The organism is Nocardia shimofusensis NBRC 100134, assembly GCF_001613125.1.
Taxonomy (GTDB): Bacteria; Actinomycetota; Actinomycetes; order Mycobacteriales; family Mycobacteriaceae; genus Nocardia; species Nocardia shimofusensis.
In genome coordinates this window covers 211,326-233,543 of the sequence record NZ_BDBT01000007.1, presented here as the reverse complement: position 1 = coordinate 233,543, position 22,218 = coordinate 211,326, and the positions used below count along the sequence as shown (strand labels likewise).

Genomic DNA, 22,218 nt, shown 5'->3' with positions numbered 1-22,218 from the left:
TCTTCCCGACACCGCGTCGGGAAGATGTTCTCCGTAGAGAGGCGAAGAGACCGATGATGAACGACTTCCCCGGAGTCGACGGATTCCTCGGCACGAGGGCGTCGTGGTCGATGGACACCATGGTGCTGGTGATGGCGGTCGTGGTCGCCGTGCTGGCGTGGAGCGTCTACCAGGCCAAGGCGAAACGAAAGTTTGTCATGCACAAGAGAATTCAGATCTTGCTCGCGGTGGGCCTGTTCGCCGCGGTCGTCCTGTTCGAGATAGATGTGCGCTTCAACGGGTGGCAGGATCGTGCTGCCGGCGTCGTCGGCGGCACGGCATCGGCCGCGGTCTGGACAGCGCTCGCCATCCACCTGGCGTTCGCCGTGTTCTCGGTGGCGTTGTGGCCCGTGGTGATCATCCGGGCGGCGCGCAACTTCGGCGCGCCCCCGCATCCGGGAGCGCACAGCGCATGGCATCGGCGATGGGCTCCGATCGCTGCGATCGGCATGACCCTCACAGCGGTGACGAGCTGGGTGTTCTACGGGCTGGCCTTCGTCGCCTGACCCGGCCGCGTCGTGCCCCCGCGGCGGGTCAGCCTTCGGCCGGCGGCACCGTGCCGCGCGAAGTCCGAGACCGCTGTTCGAGATAGGGCGTGAGAAGTTCTTCGACGCGAGCCCGGACAGTGCTCGGGTCGCCTCCGGCGTCGACCATATCGGTCGCGGAATGCACGATCGCGTTGATCAGCTCGGCGGTGATCTCCGGGTCGGCAGCACCCAATTGAACGAGCGTCGTGACCAGTGGTGTCTTGAGCTGGTCGTGCAGTTCACGGGCGCGGTCGGCGAGCTTGTCGCCCGGCAGTGCTGTCGCCAAGGCCCGCACGATGGCGTGTTCGCCTTCGCTGACGAGTTCGATGTTGGCGGCGGCGTAGGCGAGGACCCGGCCGGCCGGATCGCCGACCTGATCCATGCGTTGCGAGATCCGCGTCGACCAGCGGGGAAGCGCGTCTTCCAAGACCGCGATCAACAGGTCGTCTCGCGAGCGAAAGTACTGGTACACACTCGGGCGAGCCAATCCGGTGCGTGCGGCGACCTGGGCGAGAGTGGGAATCTGCCCAGCGGTCAGCATGCCGCGGGCCGCGTCGAGCAGAGATCGGCGCTGCGCCGCATGATGTTCGGCAACGGTAGCCGCTCGGATCTTCGGCACGACGCCGGATGCCTCCTCGATGCGGTTGTACTGATCGGCTGGCAATGTTACCGACCGGCGAGTTCGTCGCCGTTGGGAAGCGCCGCCCGGTTCTCCCGCTGACCGGTGCCGAGCCAGTCGCGCAGCACCGGATCGTCGGTGAACTGTTTCAGGTACTCGTGGACAGCGATCACATTTCCCGGGCCGTCACATCGTCTGGACGTGAGCGTTCACCTCGAGTCGCGCCCGTGGCCAGGGCGGCCGCGACAGTGTCGCGGGCGGTGTGCAGCGCAGCGGCGAACGCGTGGTGACGTGTTCGGCGATTCATGAAGTTCGCCGGCAGGTGAGCCAGATCGGTGGCGCGCGGGCACATCGCGATCACCCGGGTACCGCGGGCTGCCACGGTGTCGATCTCGGCGGTGAGGATGTCGGTCATCGGCCGTCGCAGGCACCGGTCCTCGACGAAACCGCCGATGCCGGGGATGCGGGCACGGTCCGGTGATGCCATCGGTGCGATGAGATAGATCTCGTCGAAACCGTGGTCCGCCAATAGATCCAGCGACGCGGTCGAGGCCGCGCCGCCATCGACATACGTGCGGCCACCCACGGTGACCGGGGGCATCCATCCCGGCACCGCCCACGACGCCTGCAAGGCGGTGGCCGGCGACACCGCGGGCGCGTCCGGGGCGCCGAAGGCAACCCGCCGGCCCGTCTCGATGTCGACGGCGACCATGCGCGCGGCGGGATGGTCGAGCCAGGGCAGGTCGCCGGTGTAGGCCTCGGCCAGCCGCGCCAGCCGGCTCGCATCGCCACGCCCGATCGGCGCGATACCGGCCAGGGCGGTCAGACCGCGCTGGGAGCGCAGCAGACCGGGGTTCAGTGGCCGCGGGAACGGCAGCGGTGGCAGGGACGGTGGTGCGGCGTCGTGGTGGGCGCGCAATCGTCGGTCGTGGGCGGTGCCCTGCTGCATGCAGACCAGCTCGGCAACCGAAACCCCGCTGGCGAGCAGGGTGACGATTTCGGCACCCGCCGAGGTACCTTGCATCAGATCCGCTGTGCGCGGATCCCAGCCCAGCTGAGTGGACAAGGCGTCCAGGGCCGCGACGATCCAGGCGGCGCCGATGGTGCCGCCGCAGCCGATCACCAATGCGCGGGAGGTCATCGGCGAGAAGCCTTCCGGCCCAGAGTGGGCGCCGACGCCGGGGCGGTGTGCTCGCGAGCGTGGCGTCCGATGCCGTCGTCGACAACGCGGAGATGGAAGTCGCGGTCGTCTGGTTCGGTGAGCATGGTGGTCATCGTGGCGCGGTCGAAGGGCCACAGGTCGATGGTGTTCTGGTCGGTGAAATACCAGGAGTTGCAGCCGGTGTTCCACACCGTCGGCCCCATTGCCTCGGCGACAGCGTCGTTGAACCGGGTGGTGGCCGCCTCGGTGACTTCCACGGTGTCGAATTCGCCCGCGGCGAACCGGTGCAGCCAGCGCGTGATGTAGCGGGCGGTCAGTTCAGCCGAGTACTGCAGCGAGATCGTGCCGGTCGGCGAGTTCGGGCCGAGCACGGTGAACATGTTCGGGAACCCGGGAATCGCGGTCATCCGGTAGGCGCGCGGGCCGCCGGCCCACGCCTGGTCGATGGTGAGTCCGTCACGGCCGCGCAGGTTCATCGGCCGCATGTAGTTGTGTGGGTGGAAACCGGTCGCGAAGACGATGAGGTCGATGTCGTGTCGGCGACCGTCGGCGGTGCGGATACCGGTCGGGGTGATCTCGGTGATCTTCTCGGTCACCAGCTCGGCGTTGTCGGCCTGGATCGCCTGGTAATAGGTGCCGGAGACGACCTGCCGCTTACACAGCGGCTCATAATCCGGCGTCAGCGCCTCCCGCAGGGCCTTGTCGCGCACCTGGACGCGCAGCGACAACTTCGCCAACTGCTGCAACGTTCGCCGCCGCCAGGTCGGGCGCAACGCGACATCGGCGAGGATGCCCGAGGCCCACAGCGCCCCCGCGTACACCCGGTCGTGCAGCGCGGGCGAGGCCGCGAGCACCTTGGTCACCAGGCCGGATTGGGCCACGTCCATCGGCGCCCAGAGCACCCATTGCGGGGTGCGGGTGAACTGGGTGAGCTTGGCCGCTTGCGGCTGCAGCGCCGAAACCACCTGCACGCCGGTCGAACCGGACCCGATCACCGCTATCCGCTTGCCCGCGGTGACTATCGCGTCGTCCCAGCGGGCGGTGTGCACGACAGTCCCCTCGAAGCTGTCGAGCCCGGGCAGGTCCGGGGTGAACGGGTGATGCAGGACCCCGGTCGCGGCGATCACGAAGTCGGCGTCGTGGACGCTGCCGTCGGCGACGTCGACCCGCCAGCGGAGTCCGTCGAACACCGCGTCGGTGACCTCACTGTCGAGCCGCAGGTGCGCGCGCAAGCCGAAGCGGTCCACGACCTCGGCGTGATAACGCTGTATCTCCGGTCCGGTGGCCCAGACCCGGCTCCAGTCGGGTTTCGGGGCGAAGCCGAACTGGTAGAGCTGCGAGGGCACATCACATGCCAATCCGGGGTAGCGGTTCCAGAACCACACGCCACCGACATCGGCTCCCTTCTCCAGAATCACGAAGTCGTCGAAACCGGCCTCCTTGAAAGTGACCGCTGCCGAGATCCCGGCGACGCCGGCACCGATGATGATGATCTTCGGCCTGCGAATCGGTCTCGTTGTCATCAGTTTTCGCCTTTCGAGCAGAGATTCAGGACTCGGATGCCGCGTGCAGTTCCGCCCGCAACACTTTGCCGCCGGCATTGCGCGGGATCTCGTCGAGCACAACGAAGCGTTTGGGCACCTTGTAGCGTTCGAGGCCGGCGCGCACATGTGCTTTGAGCGCGTCCTCACTCGGCGACCCGGCCTCGGGTCCGAGCACAACGAAGGCATGGAGGACCTGCCCGAACTCGGCATCGGGGACGCCGATCACGACGGCCTCGGTGATGTCGGGATGGGCGGCGAGACGATCTTCGACCTCGCCGGGGAAGACATTCTCCCCGCCGGAGACGATCATGTCGTCGGCTCGACCGTCGATGAACAACCTGCGCTCGGCATCGAAATGACCCATGTCCCCGGTGTTGACGTGCCCGTCGACGACTTCTTTGGTCGAGACCGTCGCCGTGGGGTCGGGGGTGTAGCCGGTGTATTCCAGGCCGCTGCGCACGAAGATCTCACCGATCTCACCCGCGGCGGCTTCGGAGCGGTCGGCGCGCAGGATCCGCACCGACACCCCGAGCGCGGCACGGCCGATGGTGGCGGGTGCGGCGACCAGATCGGCGGGGGTGGCGACGGTGACCATTCCCGCTTCCGTCGAGCCGTACCCGTTGACCACGATCGGACCGAAAGCCTCGATCAGCTGCGAGATGACGGTCGGCGAAATCGGTGCCGCACCGGTGACCATGATCCGCAGATGCCGTCGGGCCGCAACGGCATCAGCCGTCCCGGCGGCGGTGAGCAACCGCTGCAGCATCACCGGCACCGCGAGCACCACGGTGACTTCGTGACGGGCGATATCGGCAAGCGCGGTCGCGGCATCGAAACGACGCCGACAGATCGCGGTTCCGCCCAGCGCCAGCGGACCCATCAACGACAACAGCCCGAATCCGTGGAACATCGGCGGTGCCACCAGCACCCGGTCGGTGGACCGCAGCCGCACGATCGCCATCGCTGTCACCGTGAGCGCCAGGATCGCGGTGGGCTTCACCGCTCGAGGAACCCCCTTCGCCTGTCCGGTCGTTCCCGAGGTCAGCAATGTCAGCTTGACCGCGTGACGTACCCGCGGCGGCGCCGGATGACGTCGTGCCGCCAGATCGTCCAGCGTCGGCAGGCCGGCGAGATCGGCGTCCGGTTCGCGCCAGGCCAGCACCCTGACCCCTGCGAAATCGGCGTCCGCCACCGTGGCGGCGTATTCGTCGTCGTAGATCAGCACATCCGGGTTGTGCCGGGCCAGGATCGCCTGCAGCTGTGGGGCGGGGAGTTCGGTGTTGATGAAGATCAGCTCCGCGCCCAGCTGTGCGCCCGCGGCCAGCGCCTCGGCGAACCCGCGGTGGTTGCGGCAGATGATGCCCACCGACCTCGGCGGTGCCGAGCTCGCGGCGAACAGGGCCGCGGCGATCGCTTCGGCCCGCTGCTGCAACTGCCGGTAGGTCAGCTGCCCGGAGTCGTCGATGATCGCGACCTTGTCCGGATGACGAATCGCGCTCGCCGCCAGCAACATCGCCGGTGTCGGACCGTACCGGTAGAAACTGCGCGCCAACGTCGCGGCCTTGCGCGGGCCGACCGGTGCCAACATTCCCGAGGCGAGGACCGCTGGGATCGCCGAACCCCACCGACGCAGATTGTGACTCAGTTCAGCGGGCATCGGTGCGCACCTGTTTCCGGTCGTCACCGGTGGCTTCGGGGACCGCCGCCGAGGCCGGTGCGGGCGGGCGCAGCCGCGACAGCGAGGCCTCGGTATCACCGAGATTGCGGAAGATCCGTTCGACGAGCAGTTCCAACGGCCACCGGAACACGGCCGCGTTGATCGCCGAGGGGAACCCGTAGAGCGGGGTCATCGTGCGTGGCTTCTCGACCACCGCCTTGGCCAGCACCTTCGCCGCATCATCCGGAGTCTGACCGGGCAGCAACCGCATCCAACGGCTCGGCGCACTCATCCGCGTATGCAGCAGACCACCGTAGAACGTAGTCAAGGTGACCCCGTCTGCTCGTGCCTCCATCCCGACAGCACGCATCCACCAGTCGAAGGCCAGCTTCGACGACAGATAGAAACCCCACTTCGGGGCGGTGGGGAACATGATCGCGACCGTGGAGACATTCACGATGTGACCGCTGCCGCGCGCCCGCATTCCGGGCAGCAGCGCCAGCGTGAGCCGCATCGGCCCGAGATAATTCGCACCCGTCGTCGCGGTGATGTCCTTGGGCCGGTCATAGGACAGATGGATCGAACGACGCAACGACTTGCCCGCGTTGTGGATCAGCACATCGACTTCGCCCAGGTCGAAGCGCACCGCCGCGGCGAACTCGGCGACCGACTGCTCATCGGTCAGATCCAGCCGGTACGGGTAGGCCTCGCCCCCGGCAGCATTGATCTCCTCGGCCACCTCGAGCAGCCGGTCCATCGATCGGGCGGCGATCACCACGCGCGCACCGGCCGCGGCGAACCACCGCGCGGTAGCCTCCCCGACGCCGAACGACGCCCCGGTGATCACAACCACCTTGCCCTCGACCTCGCGGCGCAACGCGGCTCGGCTGCGCAACCCGCGCGGCCCGACGACCCACGCGACCGCGCGAGCCAACGGTGTCTCGACGATCCGCGAAGGACCGGTGGGTAGAACTCCGGACATCAGTGATCACTCCGTCGTCGTTGACATGGTGGACAAGGAGCCGAGAAAAGCCAGGGCTCGAGGATCTGCGAGGGCGGCGTCGATGGCCCGCTGGGTCAGCTCGATACTCGGGTCGGTGCGCAACGCGGCCAGGATCGTGCCGAACATGGTGCCGACCACCAGTTCCTTGACCTGGTCACGACCGATCGCGCGGGTGCGCATCCAGTGCAGCACCAGACCCTCGATGAACGACACGAACCCGCTGATCGCCGCACGCAACACCGGTGAGGATGCCGATTGGCTCACCTCGACGACCAAGGCATCGGTTACCCGGTCCCGGTGACGGTCCCGGATCTGGCGCACCTCGGCATCAGCCACGTCGGCGAACAGCGCCTCGAACGCACGCGGCTGATACTCGGCCTCGTCGAGCAACCGATCGATGCCACGATTCAACCGATCCAGCGCCGGCCCACGCATGGCCAGCAGATACCCCCAGAACTCCTCGGCTGCCTGCTCGAGAACCGCGAGGTAGAAACCGCGCTTCCCGCCGAAGTGATAGCTGATCGAACCCGCGGCCACCCCCAGCGATCGCGCCAGATCCACGATGGACACCTCTTCGTAGCGATCACTGCTGAACGCGGCCTTGCCCGCCGCCAGCAGTGCCGCGCGCGAGGCCTCGCCGCGCCTGTTGCCGACCATCGCACCTCCGGGAGTTTGAATCGGATTCAATAACTCGGAGCGTAGGTGTCCCAGCGGAGCGGGTCAAGAAGTTTTTGAACAGGATTCAAAGATGTGTCGCGGCGCGAAGGGCGCGCACGCTCGCGACCTGCAGTCCCGCGCGGCGCTCGGCCACTCGGCCTGTTTGCCGCGCGGGGCCGTGGGGTATCCAGCGAGTGAGTCGATTCCCGAAACGGCTACCGCCACCGTGATTTCGACACCCGCGTCGGGACGATCGATGTCGCGATCCCGAAGCTGCGTCAGGGCAGCTATTTCCCGGATTGGCTGCTCGAACGCCGCAAACGCGCCGAACGAGCCCTCACCTCCCGCGCAGGCTTTCCTCCACTCCGGCAACGGATCCTGCTGGGGTAGAACCAGCCCTACCACCAAAATCGGGACAGAGCCGTTAACTGGACAGACCCTCCCAGGGCGAACGAACCGTGGACGCGTCGAAGATTGGATTGGAGGAGCAGCGGAGGGGTAATCGGGTTTGTCAGAGGCGCAGGCCAAGTTGACATTCACCTGACGCGGTGAGGATGATCGCTGGCGCATAGTGACCATCTTTTTGGGGGGTATGTGAACTTCGAGCTCGAAGAGTTGCGCCATCTGCAGGAACTGGGTGATCGGCAGCTTGCCGCCGCACGGCGGCGGGTCGATGACATCGAGAACGACGGTGCCGGCCTGTCTTTCGAGGCAACCTCGGATGGCGGCGATGCGACGGTCCGGGTCACGAGTACCGGTGTTGTGACGAATATTTCGTTGGCGTCGGGTTTCGGTGACCTGGGTCAGCCGGCATGGCTGCTGGCTGATGATGTCGACAAGGTTTGCGTGGCGATCGTTCAGGCGGTCGGTCGTGCACGATCGAAAGCTGCCGAAGAGATGCGGGGACGGTTCGCGCAGGCATTTCCTGATGCCTACGAACTGCTCGATGATCTGCGTGACCCCCGCAGCGGCAGCACCGCGGCGGGCAGGGGAACGATGTGACCGACTTCGATCGCATCTATCACATGGTCGCGGAGATGAATCGCGACTGGGAACAGCTCATCACCGACATCCGATCGGGCAGACTCGCCGAGCGGCGCGCGGCCGAGCGGCAGCGAGTGTCGGTCATCGATCGCTACACCGGCGCGGAATACGGCAGTCTCACTGTGGATGGCACCGGCGCGCTTCGTGATCTGAGTCTTGAGGCCTACGAAGTGTCGCAGTCGAACGAGGCCGACGTCGTGGCGGCGATCATCGCGGCCCTGAACTCACCGGCAGCGCAGCCGCAGGTGAGACGAGCACAGGAACTGAGTGGGGGTATCAATCATGGCTGACACCGATTTTCGTGTATGCCCGGCAGCGTTGAGGCTGCAGGCTGTGGAAGTCAGGCAGGCTTCCGAACATTGGCTGAAGGCGAATGCGGCCATCGGCGCCGCGCCGATGGCCGCAGACGCGCTGGGCTACTTCGGCACGGACATCGTCACGAAGTTCAATGCAGCGGCCAGCACGGTGAGCGAGAAGCTCATCGCAGGGCAACGGTCCATCCAGTCGGCCGCGACCGGCCTGGAAACGTGTGCGACCCACTTCGAGACAGTGGATGCCGAGTGGTACCGCCAGTTCGGGTTCATCGACGCACAGGTGGGGTACTAGGTGGGTACGAAGACCCGGGAGGGCTACCCGATCCCGGCAGACAGGAACCCGTACGGTCTGCCGGCTGAGATGGTCTTTCCCTACGATCAGGCGGCCACACTGGTGACTGCGGCGCAGCGGGTCCACTACACCGTGGTGCGTGAGCAGATCGAGCTGATCCGTAAAATGCTCGGCAACCCGAATGACGTCTCCACCGTCCTCGGGGCCTGGCAGACAGCGATCTCGGAACTGACGATGTCGGTCGACGGCAGCGACGACGGCAACGGATTGAGCACTGCCCGCGCTTCGGTCAACGCCCGGTGGAACGGCAGCGCGAAGGACGCCGCAGTCGAGTACCTGGACCTGCTGCTGGATATGACACCGAAGCAGCGGTCGGTGATGAAGGAGATCGCCGACGCGATCAACAACTTCAGCGCTCTGGTCACCCAGAACTACGCCACCGCCATCGCGCACATCAGCAAATACGCTGCGATCGTCGCCGAGTTGGCCGGCGGACTGTTCGAGGAACTCAAAGAAGCGATCACCCTCAATGGTGGCAGCATCGAGACGAAGATCCTCGAGGCTCTCGGGCAGTTCATGGAGGAAACCGGCAAGGTAATCGAGTCGGTCATCACCTACAAGAACAACCTCGCTGGCACGATGGACGGCATCATCACCCGCGCGGGCGAGATCGCGGTCCCCGCCGCTATCGCCCCCGACGCGTTGGACACCACCGGATGGCAGCCCCGCAACCCGACCGGCCCCAACCGGGGTACCCCCTCATGAGCGCGCGGCAGAAAACCGCTCCCCGACCCGGCAGGACCAGGCGCAGCGCAGGGATAGCGCTCGCGCTCTGCGCGCTGGTCCTGGCGGCGTGCTCGACACCCGAAGAAGATCCACCCGAGACGCTGACCTACCGATCGGTGCCCGCTGAATGCCAGGCCATCACCGACCAGGCCATCACACCGATCCGCGAGTTCCTGGCCGATGTGTCACTGCCGGATCTGCCCGGAACGCTCGATGAGGAGCGGACCTCGAAACGCTCCACCCCGACCTCGATCTCCTGCTCGACACACCAGACTCGTTACGGCCCGGACCTGACCCTGGGGCGAGATGTCGAGATCGAGTTCCTTCTGGCCACCGAGCCGTTCCGTCGGCCCAGCGCGGCTGTCCCGGTGCCGTTGCTGGGAGAGAGCGCACATCAGGAGACAGGGGAGCGCCTCGGTGCGCCCGGCGCCTACTCCCGGGTCGTCTTCCGGGTACGCAACCTCGAAGTCAAGGTCACTGCCAACGGCGACGACCTGGGCCCGTCGGCCCCCGATGTTTCCGAGCGAGCCGAGAAGACCGCGCTCAGCGTCGCCACAGCGATGGAAGCCCACATCGACGACCTGATGCCCTGGCCGGAATAGACCACGATCCGACGGTGGCCGACATGCCGACCGGGACTGCTGCACGAGTAGGTGGCAGGTTCGGTCAGGCAGCCCGAGTGGCTGGTGTGGTCATGATGGCTTCATATTCGACGGGGTCAATCTGCCGAGTCGCGTTGGCCGGCAGTCGCATCGAGGAAGCCCGCGCCCGCCTGCGGAAGTCGATCGATGCCTACACCCCGGCGCAGGCCCGCGCTCGCGCGTTCTCCCTCGGCAAGCTGACCATCCTGGAGTTGCAGGTGGGGGACACGGAGCGCGGCATCGACTACGGAGGCGAGGCTCTGGATGCGGATGCATCGTTGAAATCTCGTCGCCCCAGGATGATCTCGCGGAGGTCGGCAAGGCGCTGGCAAAACACGAGAGTGTGACCGGTGCGGGCGAGCTGCGAGCTCGCATCAGCCAGGTGCTGGAGGTCCCCCCATCCGTCGGTGACGTCTGAGGCATCTGCTGCAGCACCCCGACTGACTGCCGCCAGCACCCCGCAAAGGTGTCGCGTCCGGCAGTCAGTCAGTGATGACCGCGCCGCGGCGGATCCACTCGCCACCGCGGACGGCGGTGTGCATGAATTCGGCGACGTCTGCTCTGCTGATCTTGGCCAGGGGTTTCATCTCCACGCGGTCACCGACGCGGTATTCGCCGCGCGCTGGGCCGTTGGTCAGCGTGGACGGGTAGACCAATGTCCACTCCAGGTCGCAGGCGCGGATGGCATCTTCCGCATTCTTCTTGTCAGCGTAGATATTTCGAAGGAAGGTGCTGTACATCAGTTTCTGTACTGCGTTCGCGGAGGCGAATGTGTCGCCGACGCCGAAGGAGGACAACCAGACCAGCCGCGAGACGCCGGTTTCCGCGGCCGCCTCGATCACGGCGTGGGCGGCTCGGGTGAACAGGCTGTCGGCGCGAATCGACTTGCCGCGGCCCAGGGCGGAGATGGTGGCATCCTGTCCCGTCATCGCCTTGGCGACATCGTGGGCAGAGGTCGCGTCGCCCGCGATCACGGTCACCCGGCCCTTCAGATGGTCGAGTGCTTCCGGGCGCCGGGCGAGCACGGTGACGGTGTCGCCGGATTCGAGGGCGCGGTCGATGAGGTGGCGGCCGGTGGGACCGGTCCCTCCGAGTACGAGCAGTTTCATAGTGGGAGCCTTCCGTTGCTGGGGCTGAGCCAGGCAGGCCGGGGCGGCTCCTGCCAGTCCACGGTATGTGTGCTGTGCCGCAGATGAATTCAGTACATGGTCTCAACTTCTGCACCGTGGCACCAACCCGCGAACGTCGAAGAACGACAGGCAGCCCTCGCAGGTGCGAGCCGGCGCACAGGGCGGCGAACGACGAGGTCGTGCCGCACGGTATCCGCTCGGCGGCGGATTCAGTGACAGGCCGTACCGGCGCAGGTCCTCAGCTCACTCAGCCGACGATCGAGTCCGGTCACGATATCGGTGTGCGCGGACCGCCCCGCCGAGGTGTCGATGAGATTGGTCAACTGGTAAGGGTCGACCTCCAAGTCGTAGAGCTCGTACTTGCGGTCCTCGAGTGGTCGCTCACGTTCGTACCAGCGAACATAGAGGTAGCGCTGGTTGCGGACAGCGATCCAGGACGGAATATCCAGGACATCGGCAAGTGGTGTACCCGCTGTGAGGACCTGCTCCTGGGCGATGCCGTCCCGGCCGGTGTAGCCGGCGCCGCCGTACTCGGCGAGGAAATCCGTCCGCCACGCGGAGGCGTCACCACGCAGTACGGGCGTCAGCGAGCGACCGTCCATCCGATCCGGCGCACCGATGCCGGCCCAGTCGAGGATGGTCGGCGCCAAGTCGATCGACAGCGCCATCGCCGCGGAGCATCTGTTCGCGATGCCGGGGCCGGCGATCACCAGCGGCACTCGGATGGATTCCTCATACGGCGCCATTTTCTGGTCCAGGCGATGCGCGCCGAGGCTGTATCCGTTGTCGGAGGTGAAGATCAGGTAGGTGTTGTCGAGTTCGCCGGTGTCGGCCAGGGTCGCCACGATGCCGGCCACCATCTCGTCGAGCGCTTTCAGTGAGCCGAGCCGGGCGGTGTAGTCGGCATCGTTGGTCGCCTCGATCGCGGCGGCCCTGGCATCGGCGGTGTGGACGAGCCAGCTGGGTTTGTCGGAGACATCGGCTTCCTGGAAGTTCGGCGAGCGCGGCGCGGTGGTGGGCTGGCTCTCGGCGATATGGCGCGGCGCCGGTGGCAGCGGGGAATGTGGTGCGGTGGCTGCCGCGTACCAGAAGAACGGCTGCCCGGATGCGGCGGAATCGGTGATGAAGCGCCGGGATTTCTCGGCGACGACATCGGTCTGGTAATCCTTCGGTGCGCCACCGTATTTCACGGAGATGCCGTTCTCGTTGAGTGTGTAGTTGTAGCCCGTGTAGAGGGAGTTGTCGATACCGGCGTTCCAGTCGTCCCAGCCGGGCGGGATATGGCCGGGGGAGCGCTCGAGGCCGTTGAGGTACACGCCCGCCATTCCGGTCCGGTACCCGCTGTCGTGCAGCGCCTTGACGAAGGTGCGGGTTTCGTTGCCCTTGGCACGGAATGCCTGCAAGCCGCCCGCGGGTCCGGCATTGGTCAGCACCCCGGTGTTGTGCCCGTACCGGCCGGTCAGGATCGACGAGCGGCCCCCGCAGCAGATCGGCAGCGGCGCGAATCCGTGGGTGAATTCGACGCCGCGATCCCGGATCAACGTGGCGGTGTGCGGCATGGCCTGCCAGACCGGCGTGGTCAGCGCATCCAGGTCGTCGGCGAGGATCAGCACCACATTGGGCCGGTTGTCGTTCTCCGCCGATGCGGCCGAGACGCATAGCGTCGATGCCGCTACGGCGACCAGTGAGGCGGTCAGTGCTCGTCGTGCGATACGCAGAGTGAACAACCCGAACTCCTCTGATCTCGACAAAGTCGGCGTGGGGCGCGGTCGCCGCCGAGCTTAGAGGGCGGATCCGGGAAAACCAGTGGTCAGCAGGGGCGTGTCCGGCGATCGGGTAGTGCTGTCAAAATGCGCGAGGCGCGTTCGGCAGTGGTTGGCGTCGCCGTCCTGCTCGTCGTCTCGCTCGGCTTCTCTGCACCAGGCAAGAGGACGCGCCGCAACCGCTACGAACAGGAAGCCAATCGAAGCGAGCAGGCAGACTCCTTGCGGTAGCCACGCCGACCGGGATTGCGACGGTCTCGGCCAGACGGAATCGAATCGTGATTCGAAGTGTGCTCGCGTTCGCCCAATAATCCTGGGCGAGAGGTGGTTGCGTCCGCGCGCGAAATGGGCCGAAATCACTGAGGTCACCGAGCCCCCGTAATCGGGGGCAGCCGAATCGGCAGCACAATTATACGATTCAATTATGATCTCACCGACGCAAACACTGCGCATCAGTATCGCTGCTATCGCCCTCACCACGGGACTTGTCACCGCAGCCGGCCCGGCCGCCGCGGAAACTGCCGGTGCGGGCAGCAGTTCGATCGGCACCGGTTCCGCCGATGTGATGCAGAACCTCCTCATGTCATTCGCCTGCGCCGTGGGCGCCGCGTCCTGTCCCATCGTCATACCCAACTGAACCGTGTGGCGGGACGAATTTCCGTCGGCCGCCCCGCTGGTCTCGTCACCTGATGCCTGCACGCACCGGTTTGGTTCACCTCGTCGACAGGCGAAGTGATACTGCGCGATGTCGCCGTCGATAAGTGCTATGCGCATACTCGCATCGTGCACATCGATCTGCACGGCGTCTGACATGCAGCCCGTTCAGTAGCGGTGCGGCTGAACCGCACCGAGAGCGTCGGCCCCGGGAGGAGAGTTCGCCGGTTCGCCGAGCGCGGCCGCGATCAGATCCTGGCGACCGCCGTAGAGGTGCGCGACGCCGAGTCGGGTCAGAAGGGTGTGGACCTGCTCGGCGTTCCACTGCACCTTCTGGTTTTCCAGGCGGTGCAGGTAGTAGCGGAACACGTCGAAGTCTTCGATGATGATGTCGGTCTTCTCCGGATGGGCGTGAGCTTCCAGCGACGGAACGTGCTGGCCGGGTAGCAGCATCACCACGACCAGGCCGTACACGAAACATCTCCGATGAGTCGCCCGGGTGGCCCAGTTCTTCATCGCCAGGGCGTTCGTGCGGACCTGGCTGAGGGGATCGTGGTCGTAGGTGTTGCCGTAGATATCGGCGATCCGGCCGTCGTCCATCAACCAGGGGCCATTTGGCGGAACTACCACCGTGCCGTGCTGCTGGCTGCGGAATCCTTTGATCTCCACCGCAATGCACCGTTGCCGGGTCCAGATGAGCGCGTCGAGCTGGCGACTACGTCCACGGTGAGGAACGTTGACGTTGAGCACAACCACTCCGGGCTGAGCAGGGCTCCACCGGACCCATTCGGCGAAGCGCGCTTCGGCGGATGACAACTCCGAATCCCGGTTGACCACAAGCAGCACAGTGACCTCCCCCCGATCGACCTGACCCAGCTCATCAGGCCGGTCTCCCTCACCGACGTCTCCGTCAGTGTCGCACGCAGTACCGGCGCTCGGAAGTGGTTCGCGCACAGCGGGTTACATGTGGAACGGTCGGTCCTCGATCAAGACGTTGGACAAACGCCATAGTCCTGATCGGCGTGGCCGAAGCCGGGACGGAACTTCACGACCGGTTGGATAGCCGACGGCTGCTAGATTTCGGCAAATGTATTCCAGGACAAGGCTCATCGCCGGATTCGGTCTGGCGGTAGCGGTGGGGGTTTCCGTGTCCGGCTGTGCCGCGCCGAGAACGGCCACTCCGCCATCGACAACTACCGCTGCCGCAGCCACCACCACTGATCCGGCGACCGTCGGAGGGTCCCACATCGGCCCCGGCCCTTACCGAGTCGAGGCGACCGTGGCGGTCGGCGATAACCCCCGCAGTGTCGCGATCGATCCCGGGACAGACGAGGCCTACGTCGCTCACTATGCGGACTCCACCGATGACCAGTCGGTATCGGTCATCGACACCCGCACCCGGGCCGTCACCGCCACGATTCCAGTGGGTCGGGTGTTTCCGGATTCGCCCCAGTCGATCGCGGTCGACCCGGCTACCCACCTCGTCTACCTGGTGTGCGGAAACTCGGCCGGCAAGCTGCTGGTCATCAGTCCGGACAGCCATACCGTCACCGCGACAATCGACGTCGGCGGTGACCCGAGGGCAGTCGTGGTCGACCCGGTCCGCAGCACCGTCTACGTCGCCAATCGCTTCTCCAGGACCGTGACCGCCGTCGACACCGTCACTCGCGCCGTCGTCGCGACGATTCCGCTCGACGGTCATCCCACCGGCCTGGCGGTCGATCCGACCACGCATCACCTCTGGGTCGTCAGCGGAGCCGACGTCTCAGTCATCGACCCCGGAACTTTCACCGTGAGCACCACCATCCGGCTCGGTGACGATCCGCAACACATCGCCATCGACCCGCAGCAGCGCACCGCCTACGTGACCCACTACGAAGGAAATTCGGTCTCGCTCATCAATACCGATAGCCGTACGCGGACAGGCAGTGTCTTCCTGGGAGAACGTGGGCACGCCTACGCGGCCGTCGTCGATCCGACCGTGCACACCGTGTACTTCACCGGAGGGGTGTTCCAGATCGTGACGATGATCGACACGCGCACCCGCGAGGTTACCGCCGTGCGCTCCTCGGGCATCACCCCGTCCACCAGGTATGGCTCGCAAACCTGGGGAGCCGCCGTGGATCCGGAAACCCACTATCTCTATGTGACAAACGAAGACGCAGGCCAAATCGAGGTGATCGCTCCTCAGTGAACCGGCGCCGCAGATCGAATCGAGTGCGTGGCAATCCTACGAGCAGGCACAGGATCCGGCCCTCGTGCTCGATGTGCGGGCCCGCGCGGCGTGCCTCGTCGCGAACTGGGCGAAGCCGACAGGCGAATCATCCAGGGCATGTCCGCTGCGACAGCGATTTGTGTGTTGTCCGGGTGTCTGCTTGGATCTGCTGGAACGCTGGAGTCGAGTGGGGGAAGTCAGTGATACGTCTCGCGTCCGCGGGCGGCGCGCTGGCAGTGGTGTTGTCGGTCGCTAGCCTGTCCGCTGCCTGCAACAGCGACGAATCAGAAGGTGGCGCTACGGTATCGACCGCAACTGCCACTGTCGAGGGCGAGCCCGTGTCCGCCCTTCCGGCTGTGTTCGAAGATTTGGACCCGTGCGCGCTGTTGACCGCTGAGGAAGCGCGCGATGCCACCGGGGCAACGGATCTCGGAGCTCCCAAGCGGATAGTCGCTCCCGGGCAGACCGGGTCGATGGCTGCGTGCTCGTGGCGGCTTCCCGAAGACCTGGGAGTACAGCTGTCGTTCATGGCGCCGCCTACTTTGCCTTCTGCTGATCAGGACAAGGCATGGACGGACGAGATCGGACATCCGGCCAAGGTGCTCGCGATGTCGGGTGCGTGTCATGTGTACGTCTGGTACAGCGGTGATCGGATGGCCAATCTGAAGATCTACCTACCCGAGTCGCAGCGGGCGTCGTCTCTGGACAACGACATGTGCGATCGGTCGAAGCCGTTGATCGACCAGGTATTCGCAAGAATTCCGTGGAAGTAGCATCGATAGTGGGCCTTGTGCCCGATCCCCACAGGGGCGAGAACGGGGGGCAGTGTTCAAAGCCCGCCGAGATCGCGGTGGACGAAAATTCTCCGGCCGTCAGCTGCCCCGAATGTGGGGCTATACGTAAGGTGCTCCGGGCAGTTCGGCGCGCAGGTCGACCTTGGACGCGTCGAAACTCAAGTACCCCGTGATCGGCGTACTTTCCGGTGGCGGGTCCGCATAGCTCCAGGCCACGTCGTCGACAACGGTGTCGCCGACGACCGCCGCCCAGTAGGTCGCTGTCCCCTTGTAATTGCAATAGCTCGTCGTCTCGGTGCGCCGCAGCAGATCGGTGCGGACCACATGCGGTGCGACATAGAGTCGGGGCTCGAGAGCTGTCTCGAAGAGAATCATCGTCTCCCTGGTGTCCACCAGCAGGCTGCCCGCGATCTCGACGCGCAGATGTCGCGTCGTCGGCCTGCAGTCGACGCGGTGATAGGGATTGGGCGGATAGTGGACCAGCCTGCGCCCCTCCTCCAGCCAGGTGTCGACCGCATCCCAGGGCACAACCACATGATCCGGCGCTTCGGGCAGCGGTTCGCAGGCGAGGCCGACCACCGCATCGGCCGGAAAGGCGTAGGTCAGCGGACGGTGCCGCCGGTGCACCAGCAATGCACGCTCGGTGTCGATCACCGTGCGCCCCTGATGAATTGCTTGCACGCGGCGAGGATGGGGTTCGATATACACGAGGTCCTCGGGCAACGCGGCGGAGAGCCGGCCAGCCGGGTCCGGGCCGAGTGGCCCACGTGCCGCGAACAGAGTCATCGCACTACTCCTGAACTCACAAGCGCGCTCGAGCGTCGATGGCGATATCGGTGCCGCGCAGCGGGCGAATGAGACCTTCCTGCGTGAACGACGCGATGAGTTCGCCCTGTTCGGTGTGAACGGTGCCGCGAACATAGGACATGCCCGCGCCGACCTGGGTGCTCTCGTGCGTGTAGAGCAGCCAGCCGTCCCAGGAGACCGGTTCGTGGAAGCTGACGGCCACCGTCATCGGCGCGGTGGAGACGGTGTGGTGAGCCTGGGCGGTGCCGATACCCGCGTGGGCCCGCATGGTCGTCGAAATCGACAGGTGCCCGGTGAAATGCGCCAGCAGCGCTTTGGCGAGATCGTCACGGGCCGGGATCGGGTCGTAGTGCAGCCAGGCATGCAACTCCGGTGGTCCGACCTCGTCGGGATCGTTGACATCGCGCACGCCGACCAGCCGCAGTTCCCGTCCGGTCATCGGCATCGAGGCGGCATTCGCGTCGGCGGGCGAAGGCACGTCAGGGCGTGGAACGTGGTGGCGGATCACATCTTCGGAGGGGACGTCGGCGAGGATCGTGATGGTGACGCAGCGTCCGCCGTTCTGTTTCGCCGCGATCGTCACGGTGGCTGTCGACCGGCCCTCGTGGACGACGTCCAAGTCGAACTCGACTGGGATGCCGGTCATGACAGCGCGGACGAACACGGCGTGCGCCGACCGCACGGACTTGCCCTCGAATCGCTTGGCGGCTGCCACGATCGCCTGCGCCAGCACCTGGGTTCCTTCGACCACCTGCCGGTCGTCCACACCCACCAGGCCGGTCGCCCCCACGAACCGATGCTCATCGATGCGGGAGATGTCGAACAGCGCCAGCATCTCGGCTACCGACCACTGCATGGTGTCGGACTCGGATGTCATTCGCACCCACCCTCCTGGCCGCCACCCGCTGGTGGTCGATACCCGTTGCTCGCACGGTATCGCACACGAGGGCGGCAGTCCGGTCGAGTGGATCAGTTCGCTCGAGTCCGGGGCGATTGCTCTGGTGCGGAATTCGGGCGACTACGCATGTGACAGCCGCTGCCACTCATTCTCGAGTTGCGCCGATCCTGTCGAGCCACTCGAAGAAGCCACTACTCGACGAATAGCGGTAGGGGTGCCTCCGGATTCATGCGAATGGTCCTGTGCCCAGCTTCCGGCCGGCGATCCATCGTCCGGTGTGGGGCAGGGCGGCGAGCACGAGAGTCGTGCCGCACAGTACGACCGCTGCGACGGTGCCGACGTCCGCATCGTATGCGAGGGCGAAAGCGGCGAGCGCGCACCCGAGGGCCGAAGCGGCGATCGAGAGGATCGCCCCGGCGGCGGCGAACAGGCCGGCGATGGTCGCCAGGATCGCGGCGATCGTGGCGCTGACCGGACTGGACTGTGGTTGCGGCGCATCGAGATGAATGCCGTACTCGTACGGATAGTTCATCGTTCTTCGGTAACGAGTCCAAGGATATGGCCGAGCACCGGCGTTCGACTCCTGCCTGAAATGGTGGCTGACGGGTTCGTCGGACCTGCCCAGAGGGATCCGGTCAAACGCGAGTACGAGGTCAGATACCTCGATTCGTCTCCACTGCCCGGCTCGCCCCTGGGCAGTGGAGACTGACCACTGCCTCGCGCCGGCGGTCCGCGTCGTGTGGGCCGTCGAACCATTCACCAGCCGAGGGCCCTGTGACTGCTGTGATCTGACGCACCGGCTGTCACAGCAGCAGGACCCACGGTGTCCTGTGCCCGAACCCCTATCGAACGAAGGAAAGACAGCATGAACAGTACGAACGAAATCGTCGTGATCGGTGGCGGATATGCCGGTGTGATGGCGGCCAACCGCCTGACCCAGCGCGCCGACGTCCGGGTGACGGTGATCAATCCGCGCCAGGTCTTCGTGCCGCGGTTGCGGATGCACCAGGTGGTCGGCGGTACCCACGAGGGCGTCGTCGACTACCAGGATGTGCTGGCAGAGGGGGTGCGGCTGACAGTCGACAGTGTGACGCGAGTCGACGCGGCCGCGCGCAGGGTTTTGCTGGCCGAGGGCGGCTCGATCGGTTACGACTACCTCGTCTATACGGTGGGCAGTGGTAACGCCGAGCCGCTGGTACCGGGGGCGGCCGAGTTGGCCTATCCGGTGGCGACGTTGGAGGCTGCGCAGCGGTTGCGGTCGGTGCTGTTCGATACGCCCACGACAGCCCCGGTGACGGTGATCGGTGGTGGCCCGGCCGGCGTCGAAACCGCCGCCGAGCTGGCCGGACAGGGACGTGCGGTCACCTTGGTCTGCGGCGGCGCCCTCGTTCCGTACCTGCACCCCAAGGCGCGGCGCACGGCCCACAAGTACCTCGCCCAGCTCGGCGTGACCGTCATCGAAGGGGCCGAGGCTGCGGTTACCGCGGTGACGGTCGGCGCCGTGGAACTGGCCGACGGTCGGAGACTGGCCAGTGATGTCACGATCTGGTCGGCGGGCTTCGGGGTGCCCGACCTGGCCACCCGCAGCGGGCTGAGCACCGATGCTGCCGGGCGCCTGCTCACCGACGAGACGCTGACCAGCATCGACGACGAGCGCATCGTCGCGGCGGGCGATGCGTCGGCGCCGTCGGACCTGCCGTTCCGGATGAGTGCCTACTCCGCGTACTGCCTGGGAGCGCACGCCGCCGACACACTGCTGCACCGCATCGCCGGCGAGCAGCCCGCGCCGATCGATCTGTCGTTCCCCGCCATGTGCCTGAGCTTCGGCCGCGACGCCGGGATCTACCAGCTCGGCCACAAGAACGAGACCGGTATGCGGCTGTATCTCAGCGGATCGATGGGCAAGAAGCTCAAGGAGATCGCCTGCTCGGCCGGTATCAAGCACCTGGCGACCGAGGCGAGCAAGCCCGGCTCGCACCACTGGTTCAAAGACGGCAAACACCGGCCCGCCCTGCTGCGGGCCCAGCGCGAGGCGATGGCAGCACCAGCCGCGACCGCGCCCGCAACCCAGCCGAACTGACCCGCATCGAATTCGAGAATTCCGAACGCGGTCGCCGAATGGGTGCAGGCGTTCAGTGCCGGAAGCCACCCCGAAGCCGTTGCACCCCGATGCCATCGGTGTGCTCGCCGCGCGTAGCACGGATGAGGATCGCCGCGGGGCCTGGATGGTGGTGATGCATCCGTCAGGGCGCCAGGTGTACTGGTCGGGGCGCCGCAGCAGGAAACCATGTCCGCCTGAGGTCTTGTACTTCGCAGCGACAGATGCCACGGCGGCGTCGGGCACACCCAGCCGGAGGCGATTCGCGAGCGGTCAGCACTCGATGGACCGCCTCGGACCCGAGCACACCGGAGAAGAGTCGTTTGCCGTTCGGATCGGGAGAGGTCGGACGTGTACAACTGGTCGGTCACCGGATAGGTTCGACGTCTGACGGCAGTCATGAAGCGCTACAAGAAGATAGTTCCGGAAGCCCCGCGAATCCTTGGGGGTGGTGCATTGAACAGACCGCGGGCGACACCCTTTCGGTCCGTTGCCCGGACAACGAGTTGCTGGTAGCCGCCTTCGACGTCGACCTGCCACCCGGGTGGAAGGAAACTGCCGAGGCGACGCATGAGGTGATGCTTGTGGTGTCGCACCTGCTCCCCGGGACAGATCATCTGATGAGCGTGCTCGCCAGCGAGGTCGAGAATCGCTCGGTCTGCGCCGGTCTGGTCCGGTTCGGAGCGCTCGAGTTCCGATTCGACGACGTGACAGTCTGGAACCCCTGGGCGACGTGATGGACTTGGCGGTCGATGTTGCGCAACAGATCATCTCGTTGGACGAGGCGAAGCGACGGCCCGCGTAGCGGCGCGAGACGGGATGTTCCGCGCTGTCTTCGAAGACACAATTGCTCTTGCCTTGCGGGAGGAGACCGATTGCGCCGGGACGTTCCCCCGGTACGTGTACGAGACGCATAATGGCTCCGGCATCTACCATGGGCATCAACGCAAGTGGGAGGAACTGACCCAGGAAATGCAGAATGCTTTGGTGAAAGCAGGCGTGGTCAATAGGAAGGGCAAGCGCATATGAGTACCTACCAACGGTTGGATCCGATCGAGCGCGACGAAGCAACCACGCTACTCGAATCCACCGATAATAGGGTGCTCGCCGAGACGATCTTGCGGCTGGCGCTGCACGACCCCGATGCCCAGTGGGTTACCTCACGTGCACTGGCCCTATTCGAGAACCCGGATGCGGATGTGCGCAACAACGCGGCCACGGCCTTGGGGCACATCGCCCGCATCCACCGAAGTATCGACCGCGAGCGCGTCGTTCCCGCCCTGCAACACCTTCAGCGTGATCCGAAGACTATGGGGCGTGCAGAGGATGCCTTGGACGATATCGCGATCTTCGCTCCACCCGGCTCCGGGACATTTAATGCAGGTTGATCTCCGTGATCAGGAAGAAATCACGTCGCCGGGCTGAATGTGCCGAGAGATTTCTTCGGAAAAGACGAGCGATAACTTTGCCCTCGATCTGACGCATACCTGTAAACCCTTGCCCTACAAGCCCCGAAATGACGGAGTAGTCACTCATCGGTTGCTGCACCTGCCTCCTGTCGCAGCGGTAGCAAC

The 22,218-nt window shown here is 65.8% G+C and carries 26 protein-coding genes and 1 pseudogene; 14 read left to right on the top strand and 13 right to left on the bottom strand.

Annotated features, from left to right (window positions below):
• Nucleotides 1-56 precede the first annotated feature (56 nt).
• On the top strand, nt 57-545 hold the full coding sequence (locus tag NS3_RS10570) for a DUF420 domain-containing protein (RefSeq protein WP_067857473.1): 489 nt from the start codon (nt 57-59) through the stop codon (nt 543-545).
• A 28-nt stretch (nt 546-573) separates the two neighbouring features.
• Here NS3_RS10570 and NS3_RS10565 read toward each other — a convergent pair whose 3' ends face one another.
• From NS3_RS10565 to NS3_RS10540, 7 genes are read right to left on the bottom strand one after another with little or no spacing between them, the layout of a single operon-like run.
• Complete coding sequence (locus NS3_RS10565; RefSeq protein WP_067857626.1) at nt 574-1,185, bottom strand: TetR/AcrR family transcriptional regulator; 612 nt, start codon at nt 1,183-1,185, stop codon at nt 574-576.
• Between the two features lie 47 nt (nt 1,186-1,232).
• Complete coding sequence (locus NS3_RS30330) at nt 1,233-1,358, bottom strand: hypothetical protein (protein ID WP_281205320.1); 126 nt, start codon at nt 1,356-1,358, stop codon at nt 1,233-1,235.
• Nucleotides 1,355-2,326, bottom strand: coding sequence for a patatin-like phospholipase family protein (locus NS3_RS10560; protein WP_067857470.1), 972 nt, complete (start codon nt 2,324-2,326; stop codon nt 1,355-1,357). Before NS3_RS10560 ends, NS3_RS30330 begins: the two co-directional genes overlap by 4 nt.
• Nucleotides 2,323-3,870 carry a flavin-containing monooxygenase gene (locus tag NS3_RS10555; RefSeq protein WP_084495306.1) on the bottom strand — a complete coding sequence of 516 codons (1,548 nt, stop codon included), beginning with the start codon at nt 3,868-3,870 and terminating at the stop codon, nt 2,323-2,325. The genes NS3_RS10560 and NS3_RS10555 overlap by 4 nt, the downstream gene beginning before the upstream one ends.
• A gap of 25 nt (nt 3,871-3,895) precedes the next feature.
• Nucleotides 3,896-5,548, bottom strand: coding sequence for an AMP-binding protein (locus NS3_RS10550; RefSeq protein ID WP_067857467.1), 1,653 nt, complete (start codon nt 5,546-5,548; stop codon nt 3,896-3,898).
• Nucleotides 5,538-6,530 carry an SDR family NAD(P)-dependent oxidoreductase gene (locus tag NS3_RS10545; protein WP_067857464.1) on the bottom strand — a complete coding sequence of 331 codons (993 nt, stop codon included), beginning with the start codon at nt 6,528-6,530 and terminating at the stop codon, nt 5,538-5,540. Before NS3_RS10545 ends, NS3_RS10550 begins: the two co-directional genes overlap by 11 nt.
• A gap of 6 nt (nt 6,531-6,536) precedes the next feature.
• Nucleotides 6,537-7,208, bottom strand: coding sequence for a TetR/AcrR family transcriptional regulator (locus NS3_RS10540; protein WP_067857461.1), 672 nt, complete (start codon nt 7,206-7,208; stop codon nt 6,537-6,539).
• Between the two features lie 201 nt (nt 7,209-7,409).
• Here NS3_RS10540 and NS3_RS28425 point away from each other — a divergent pair.
• The 7 genes and pseudogenes from NS3_RS28425 to NS3_RS10510 all read left to right on the top strand — a co-directional run.
• Nucleotides 7,410-7,553: pseudogene (locus NS3_RS28425) on the top strand (transposase); the annotation flags it as partial.
• Between the two features lie 249 nt (nt 7,554-7,802).
• The gene (locus tag NS3_RS10535; protein WP_067857458.1) at nt 7,803-8,210 is read left to right on the top strand and encodes a YbaB/EbfC family nucleoid-associated protein; all 408 of its coding nucleotides are present in this window, start codon (nt 7,803-7,805) and stop codon (nt 8,208-8,210) included.
• Nucleotides 8,207-8,542 (top strand): hypothetical protein, encoded by a 336-nt coding sequence (locus tag NS3_RS10530; RefSeq protein WP_067857455.1) that lies wholly within the window; start codon nt 8,207-8,209, stop codon nt 8,540-8,542. The genes NS3_RS10535 and NS3_RS10530 overlap by 4 nt, the downstream gene beginning before the upstream one ends.
• Nucleotides 8,535-8,858 carry a hypothetical protein gene (locus NS3_RS10525; RefSeq protein ID WP_157101269.1) on the top strand — a complete coding sequence of 108 codons (324 nt, stop codon included), beginning with the start codon at nt 8,535-8,537 and terminating at the stop codon, nt 8,856-8,858. Before NS3_RS10530 ends, NS3_RS10525 begins: the two co-directional genes overlap by 8 nt.
• Before the next feature lie 135 nt (nt 8,859-8,993).
• On the top strand, nt 8,994-9,623 hold the full coding sequence (locus NS3_RS10520) for a hypothetical protein (protein ID WP_157101268.1): 630 nt from the start codon (nt 8,994-8,996) through the stop codon (nt 9,621-9,623).
• On the top strand, nt 9,620-10,246 hold the full coding sequence (locus NS3_RS10515) for a hypothetical protein (protein ID WP_157101267.1): 627 nt from the start codon (nt 9,620-9,622) through the stop codon (nt 10,244-10,246). The genes NS3_RS10520 and NS3_RS10515 overlap by 4 nt, the downstream gene beginning before the upstream one ends.
• Nucleotides 10,247-10,260: 14 nt before the next feature.
• Nucleotides 10,261-10,632 carry a hypothetical protein gene (locus NS3_RS10510; protein WP_157101266.1) on the top strand — a complete coding sequence of 124 codons (372 nt, stop codon included), beginning with the start codon at nt 10,261-10,263 and terminating at the stop codon, nt 10,630-10,632.
• Between the two features lie 135 nt (nt 10,633-10,767).
• Here the strand turns inward: NS3_RS10510 and NS3_RS10505 are convergent, their stop codons facing one another.
• Together NS3_RS10505 and NS3_RS10500 are read right to left on the bottom strand one after the other, a co-directional pair.
• On the bottom strand, nt 10,768-11,394 hold the full coding sequence (locus NS3_RS10505) for an NAD(P)-dependent oxidoreductase (RefSeq protein WP_067857440.1): 627 nt from the start codon (nt 11,392-11,394) through the stop codon (nt 10,768-10,770).
• Between the two features lie 230 nt (nt 11,395-11,624).
• Nucleotides 11,625-13,142, bottom strand: a complete 1,518-nt coding sequence (locus NS3_RS10500; protein WP_067857437.1) for a sulfatase family protein — start codon at nt 13,140-13,142, stop codon at nt 11,625-11,627.
• 460 nt (nt 13,143-13,602) lie between these two features.
• Here NS3_RS10500 and NS3_RS10495 point away from each other — a divergent pair, with 460 nt between their 5' ends.
• The gene (locus NS3_RS10495) at nt 13,603-13,815 is read left to right on the top strand and encodes a hypothetical protein (protein ID WP_067857434.1); all 213 of its coding nucleotides are present in this window, start codon (nt 13,603-13,605) and stop codon (nt 13,813-13,815) included.
• Nucleotides 13,816-14,000: 185 nt separating this feature from the next.
• On the opposite strand, the gene NS3_RS28420 is transcribed toward NS3_RS10495, so the two are convergent.
• Nucleotides 14,001-14,678: a nuclease-related domain-containing protein gene (locus tag NS3_RS28420; RefSeq protein ID WP_169811626.1), complete on the bottom strand. Its 678-nt coding sequence runs from the start codon at nt 14,676-14,678 to the stop codon at nt 14,001-14,003.
• Nucleotides 14,679-15,111: 433 nt separating this feature from the next.
• Here NS3_RS28420 and NS3_RS10485 point away from each other — a divergent pair, with 433 nt between their 5' ends.
• A complete protein-coding gene (locus NS3_RS10485; protein WP_067857428.1) occupies nt 15,112-16,026 on the top strand; it encodes a YncE family protein in 915 nt (304 codons plus the stop codon).
• 221 nt (nt 16,027-16,247) lie between these two features.
• On the top strand, nt 16,248-16,820 hold the full coding sequence (locus NS3_RS28415) for a DUF3558 family protein (protein WP_169811625.1): 573 nt from the start codon (nt 16,248-16,250) through the stop codon (nt 16,818-16,820).
• 120 nt (nt 16,821-16,940) lie between these two features.
• Here NS3_RS28415 and NS3_RS10475 read toward each other — a convergent pair whose 3' ends face one another.
• The 3 genes from NS3_RS10475 to NS3_RS10465 all read right to left on the bottom strand — a co-directional run bounded on the left by NS3_RS10475 (nt 16,941) and on the right by NS3_RS10465 (nt 19,078).
• Nucleotides 16,941-17,627: a DUF427 domain-containing protein gene (locus NS3_RS10475; RefSeq protein ID WP_067857422.1), complete on the bottom strand. Its 687-nt coding sequence runs from the start codon at nt 17,625-17,627 to the stop codon at nt 16,941-16,943.
• 16 nt (nt 17,628-17,643) lie between these two features.
• Nucleotides 17,644-18,525, bottom strand: a complete 882-nt coding sequence (locus NS3_RS10470; protein ID WP_067857419.1) for an acyl-CoA thioesterase — start codon at nt 18,523-18,525, stop codon at nt 17,644-17,646.
• A 247-nt stretch (nt 18,526-18,772) separates the two neighbouring features.
• Entirely contained in the window at nt 18,773-19,078 is a 306-nt protein-coding gene (locus NS3_RS10465) for a hypothetical protein (protein WP_067857416.1), read from the bottom strand.
• A 333-nt stretch (nt 19,079-19,411) separates the two neighbouring features.
• On the opposite strand from NS3_RS10465, the gene NS3_RS10460 reads away from it, so the two are divergent.
• The 3 genes from NS3_RS10460 to NS3_RS10445 all read left to right on the top strand — a co-directional run bounded on the left by NS3_RS10460 (nt 19,412) and on the right by NS3_RS10445 (nt 22,032).
• The gene (locus tag NS3_RS10460; RefSeq protein WP_067857413.1) at nt 19,412-20,626 is read left to right on the top strand and encodes an NAD(P)/FAD-dependent oxidoreductase; all 1,215 of its coding nucleotides are present in this window, start codon (nt 19,412-19,414) and stop codon (nt 20,624-20,626) included.
• Nucleotides 20,627-21,150: 524 nt separating this feature from the next.
• Nucleotides 21,151-21,381, top strand: a complete 231-nt coding sequence (locus NS3_RS10455) for a hypothetical protein (RefSeq protein ID WP_067857410.1) — start codon at nt 21,151-21,153, stop codon at nt 21,379-21,381.
• Between the two features lie 288 nt (nt 21,382-21,669).
• Nucleotides 21,670-22,032, top strand: coding sequence for a hypothetical protein (locus tag NS3_RS10445; protein WP_157101265.1), 363 nt, complete (start codon nt 21,670-21,672; stop codon nt 22,030-22,032).
• Nucleotides 22,033-22,218 lie beyond the last annotated feature (186 nt).

Bases quoted from the DNA above. Each gene is read 5' to 3' on its own strand.
- NS3_RS10570 (WP_067857473.1), top strand. From the start codon at position 57: ATGAACGACTTCCCCGGAGTCGACGGATTCCTCGGCACGAGGGCGTCG.
- NS3_RS10560 (WP_067857470.1), bottom strand. From the start codon at position 2,326: ATGACCTCCCGCGCATTGGTGATCGGCTGCGGCGGCACCATCGGCGCC.
- NS3_RS10555 (WP_084495306.1), bottom strand. From the start codon at position 3,870: ATGACAACGAGACCGATTCGCAGGCCGAAGATCATCATCATCGGTGCC.
- NS3_RS10550 (WP_067857467.1), bottom strand. From the start codon at position 5,548: ATGCCCGCTGAACTGAGTCACAATCTGCGTCGGTGGGGTTCGGCGATC.
- NS3_RS10545 (WP_067857464.1), bottom strand. From the start codon at position 6,530: ATGTCCGGAGTTCTACCCACCGGTCCTTCGCGGATCGTCGAGACACCG.
- NS3_RS10540 (WP_067857461.1), bottom strand. From the start codon at position 7,208: ATGGTCGGCAACAGGCGCGGCGAGGCCTCGCGCGCGGCACTGCTGGCG.
- NS3_RS10525 (WP_157101269.1), top strand. From the start codon at position 8,535: ATGGCTGACACCGATTTTCGTGTATGCCCGGCAGCGTTGAGGCTGCAG.
- NS3_RS10515 (WP_157101267.1), top strand. From the start codon at position 9,620: ATGAGCGCGCGGCAGAAAACCGCTCCCCGACCCGGCAGGACCAGGCGC.
- NS3_RS10505 (WP_067857440.1), bottom strand. From the start codon at position 11,394: ATGAAACTGCTCGTACTCGGAGGGACCGGTCCCACCGGCCGCCACCTC.
- NS3_RS10495 (WP_067857434.1), top strand. From the start codon at position 13,603: ATGATCTCACCGACGCAAACACTGCGCATCAGTATCGCTGCTATCGCC.
- NS3_RS10475 (WP_067857422.1), bottom strand. From the start codon at position 17,627: ATGACTCTGTTCGCGGCACGTGGGCCACTCGGCCCGGACCCGGCTGGC.
- NS3_RS10470 (WP_067857419.1), bottom strand. From the start codon at position 18,525: ATGACATCCGAGTCCGACACCATGCAGTGGTCGGTAGCCGAGATGCTG.
- NS3_RS10465 (WP_067857416.1), bottom strand. From the start codon at position 19,078: ATGAACTATCCGTACGAGTACGGCATTCATCTCGATGCGCCGCAACCA.
- NS3_RS10460 (WP_067857413.1), top strand. From the start codon at position 19,412: ATGAACAGTACGAACGAAATCGTCGTGATCGGTGGCGGATATGCCGGT.
- NS3_RS10445 (WP_157101265.1), top strand. From the start codon at position 21,670: ATGAGTACCTACCAACGGTTGGATCCGATCGAGCGCGACGAAGCAACC.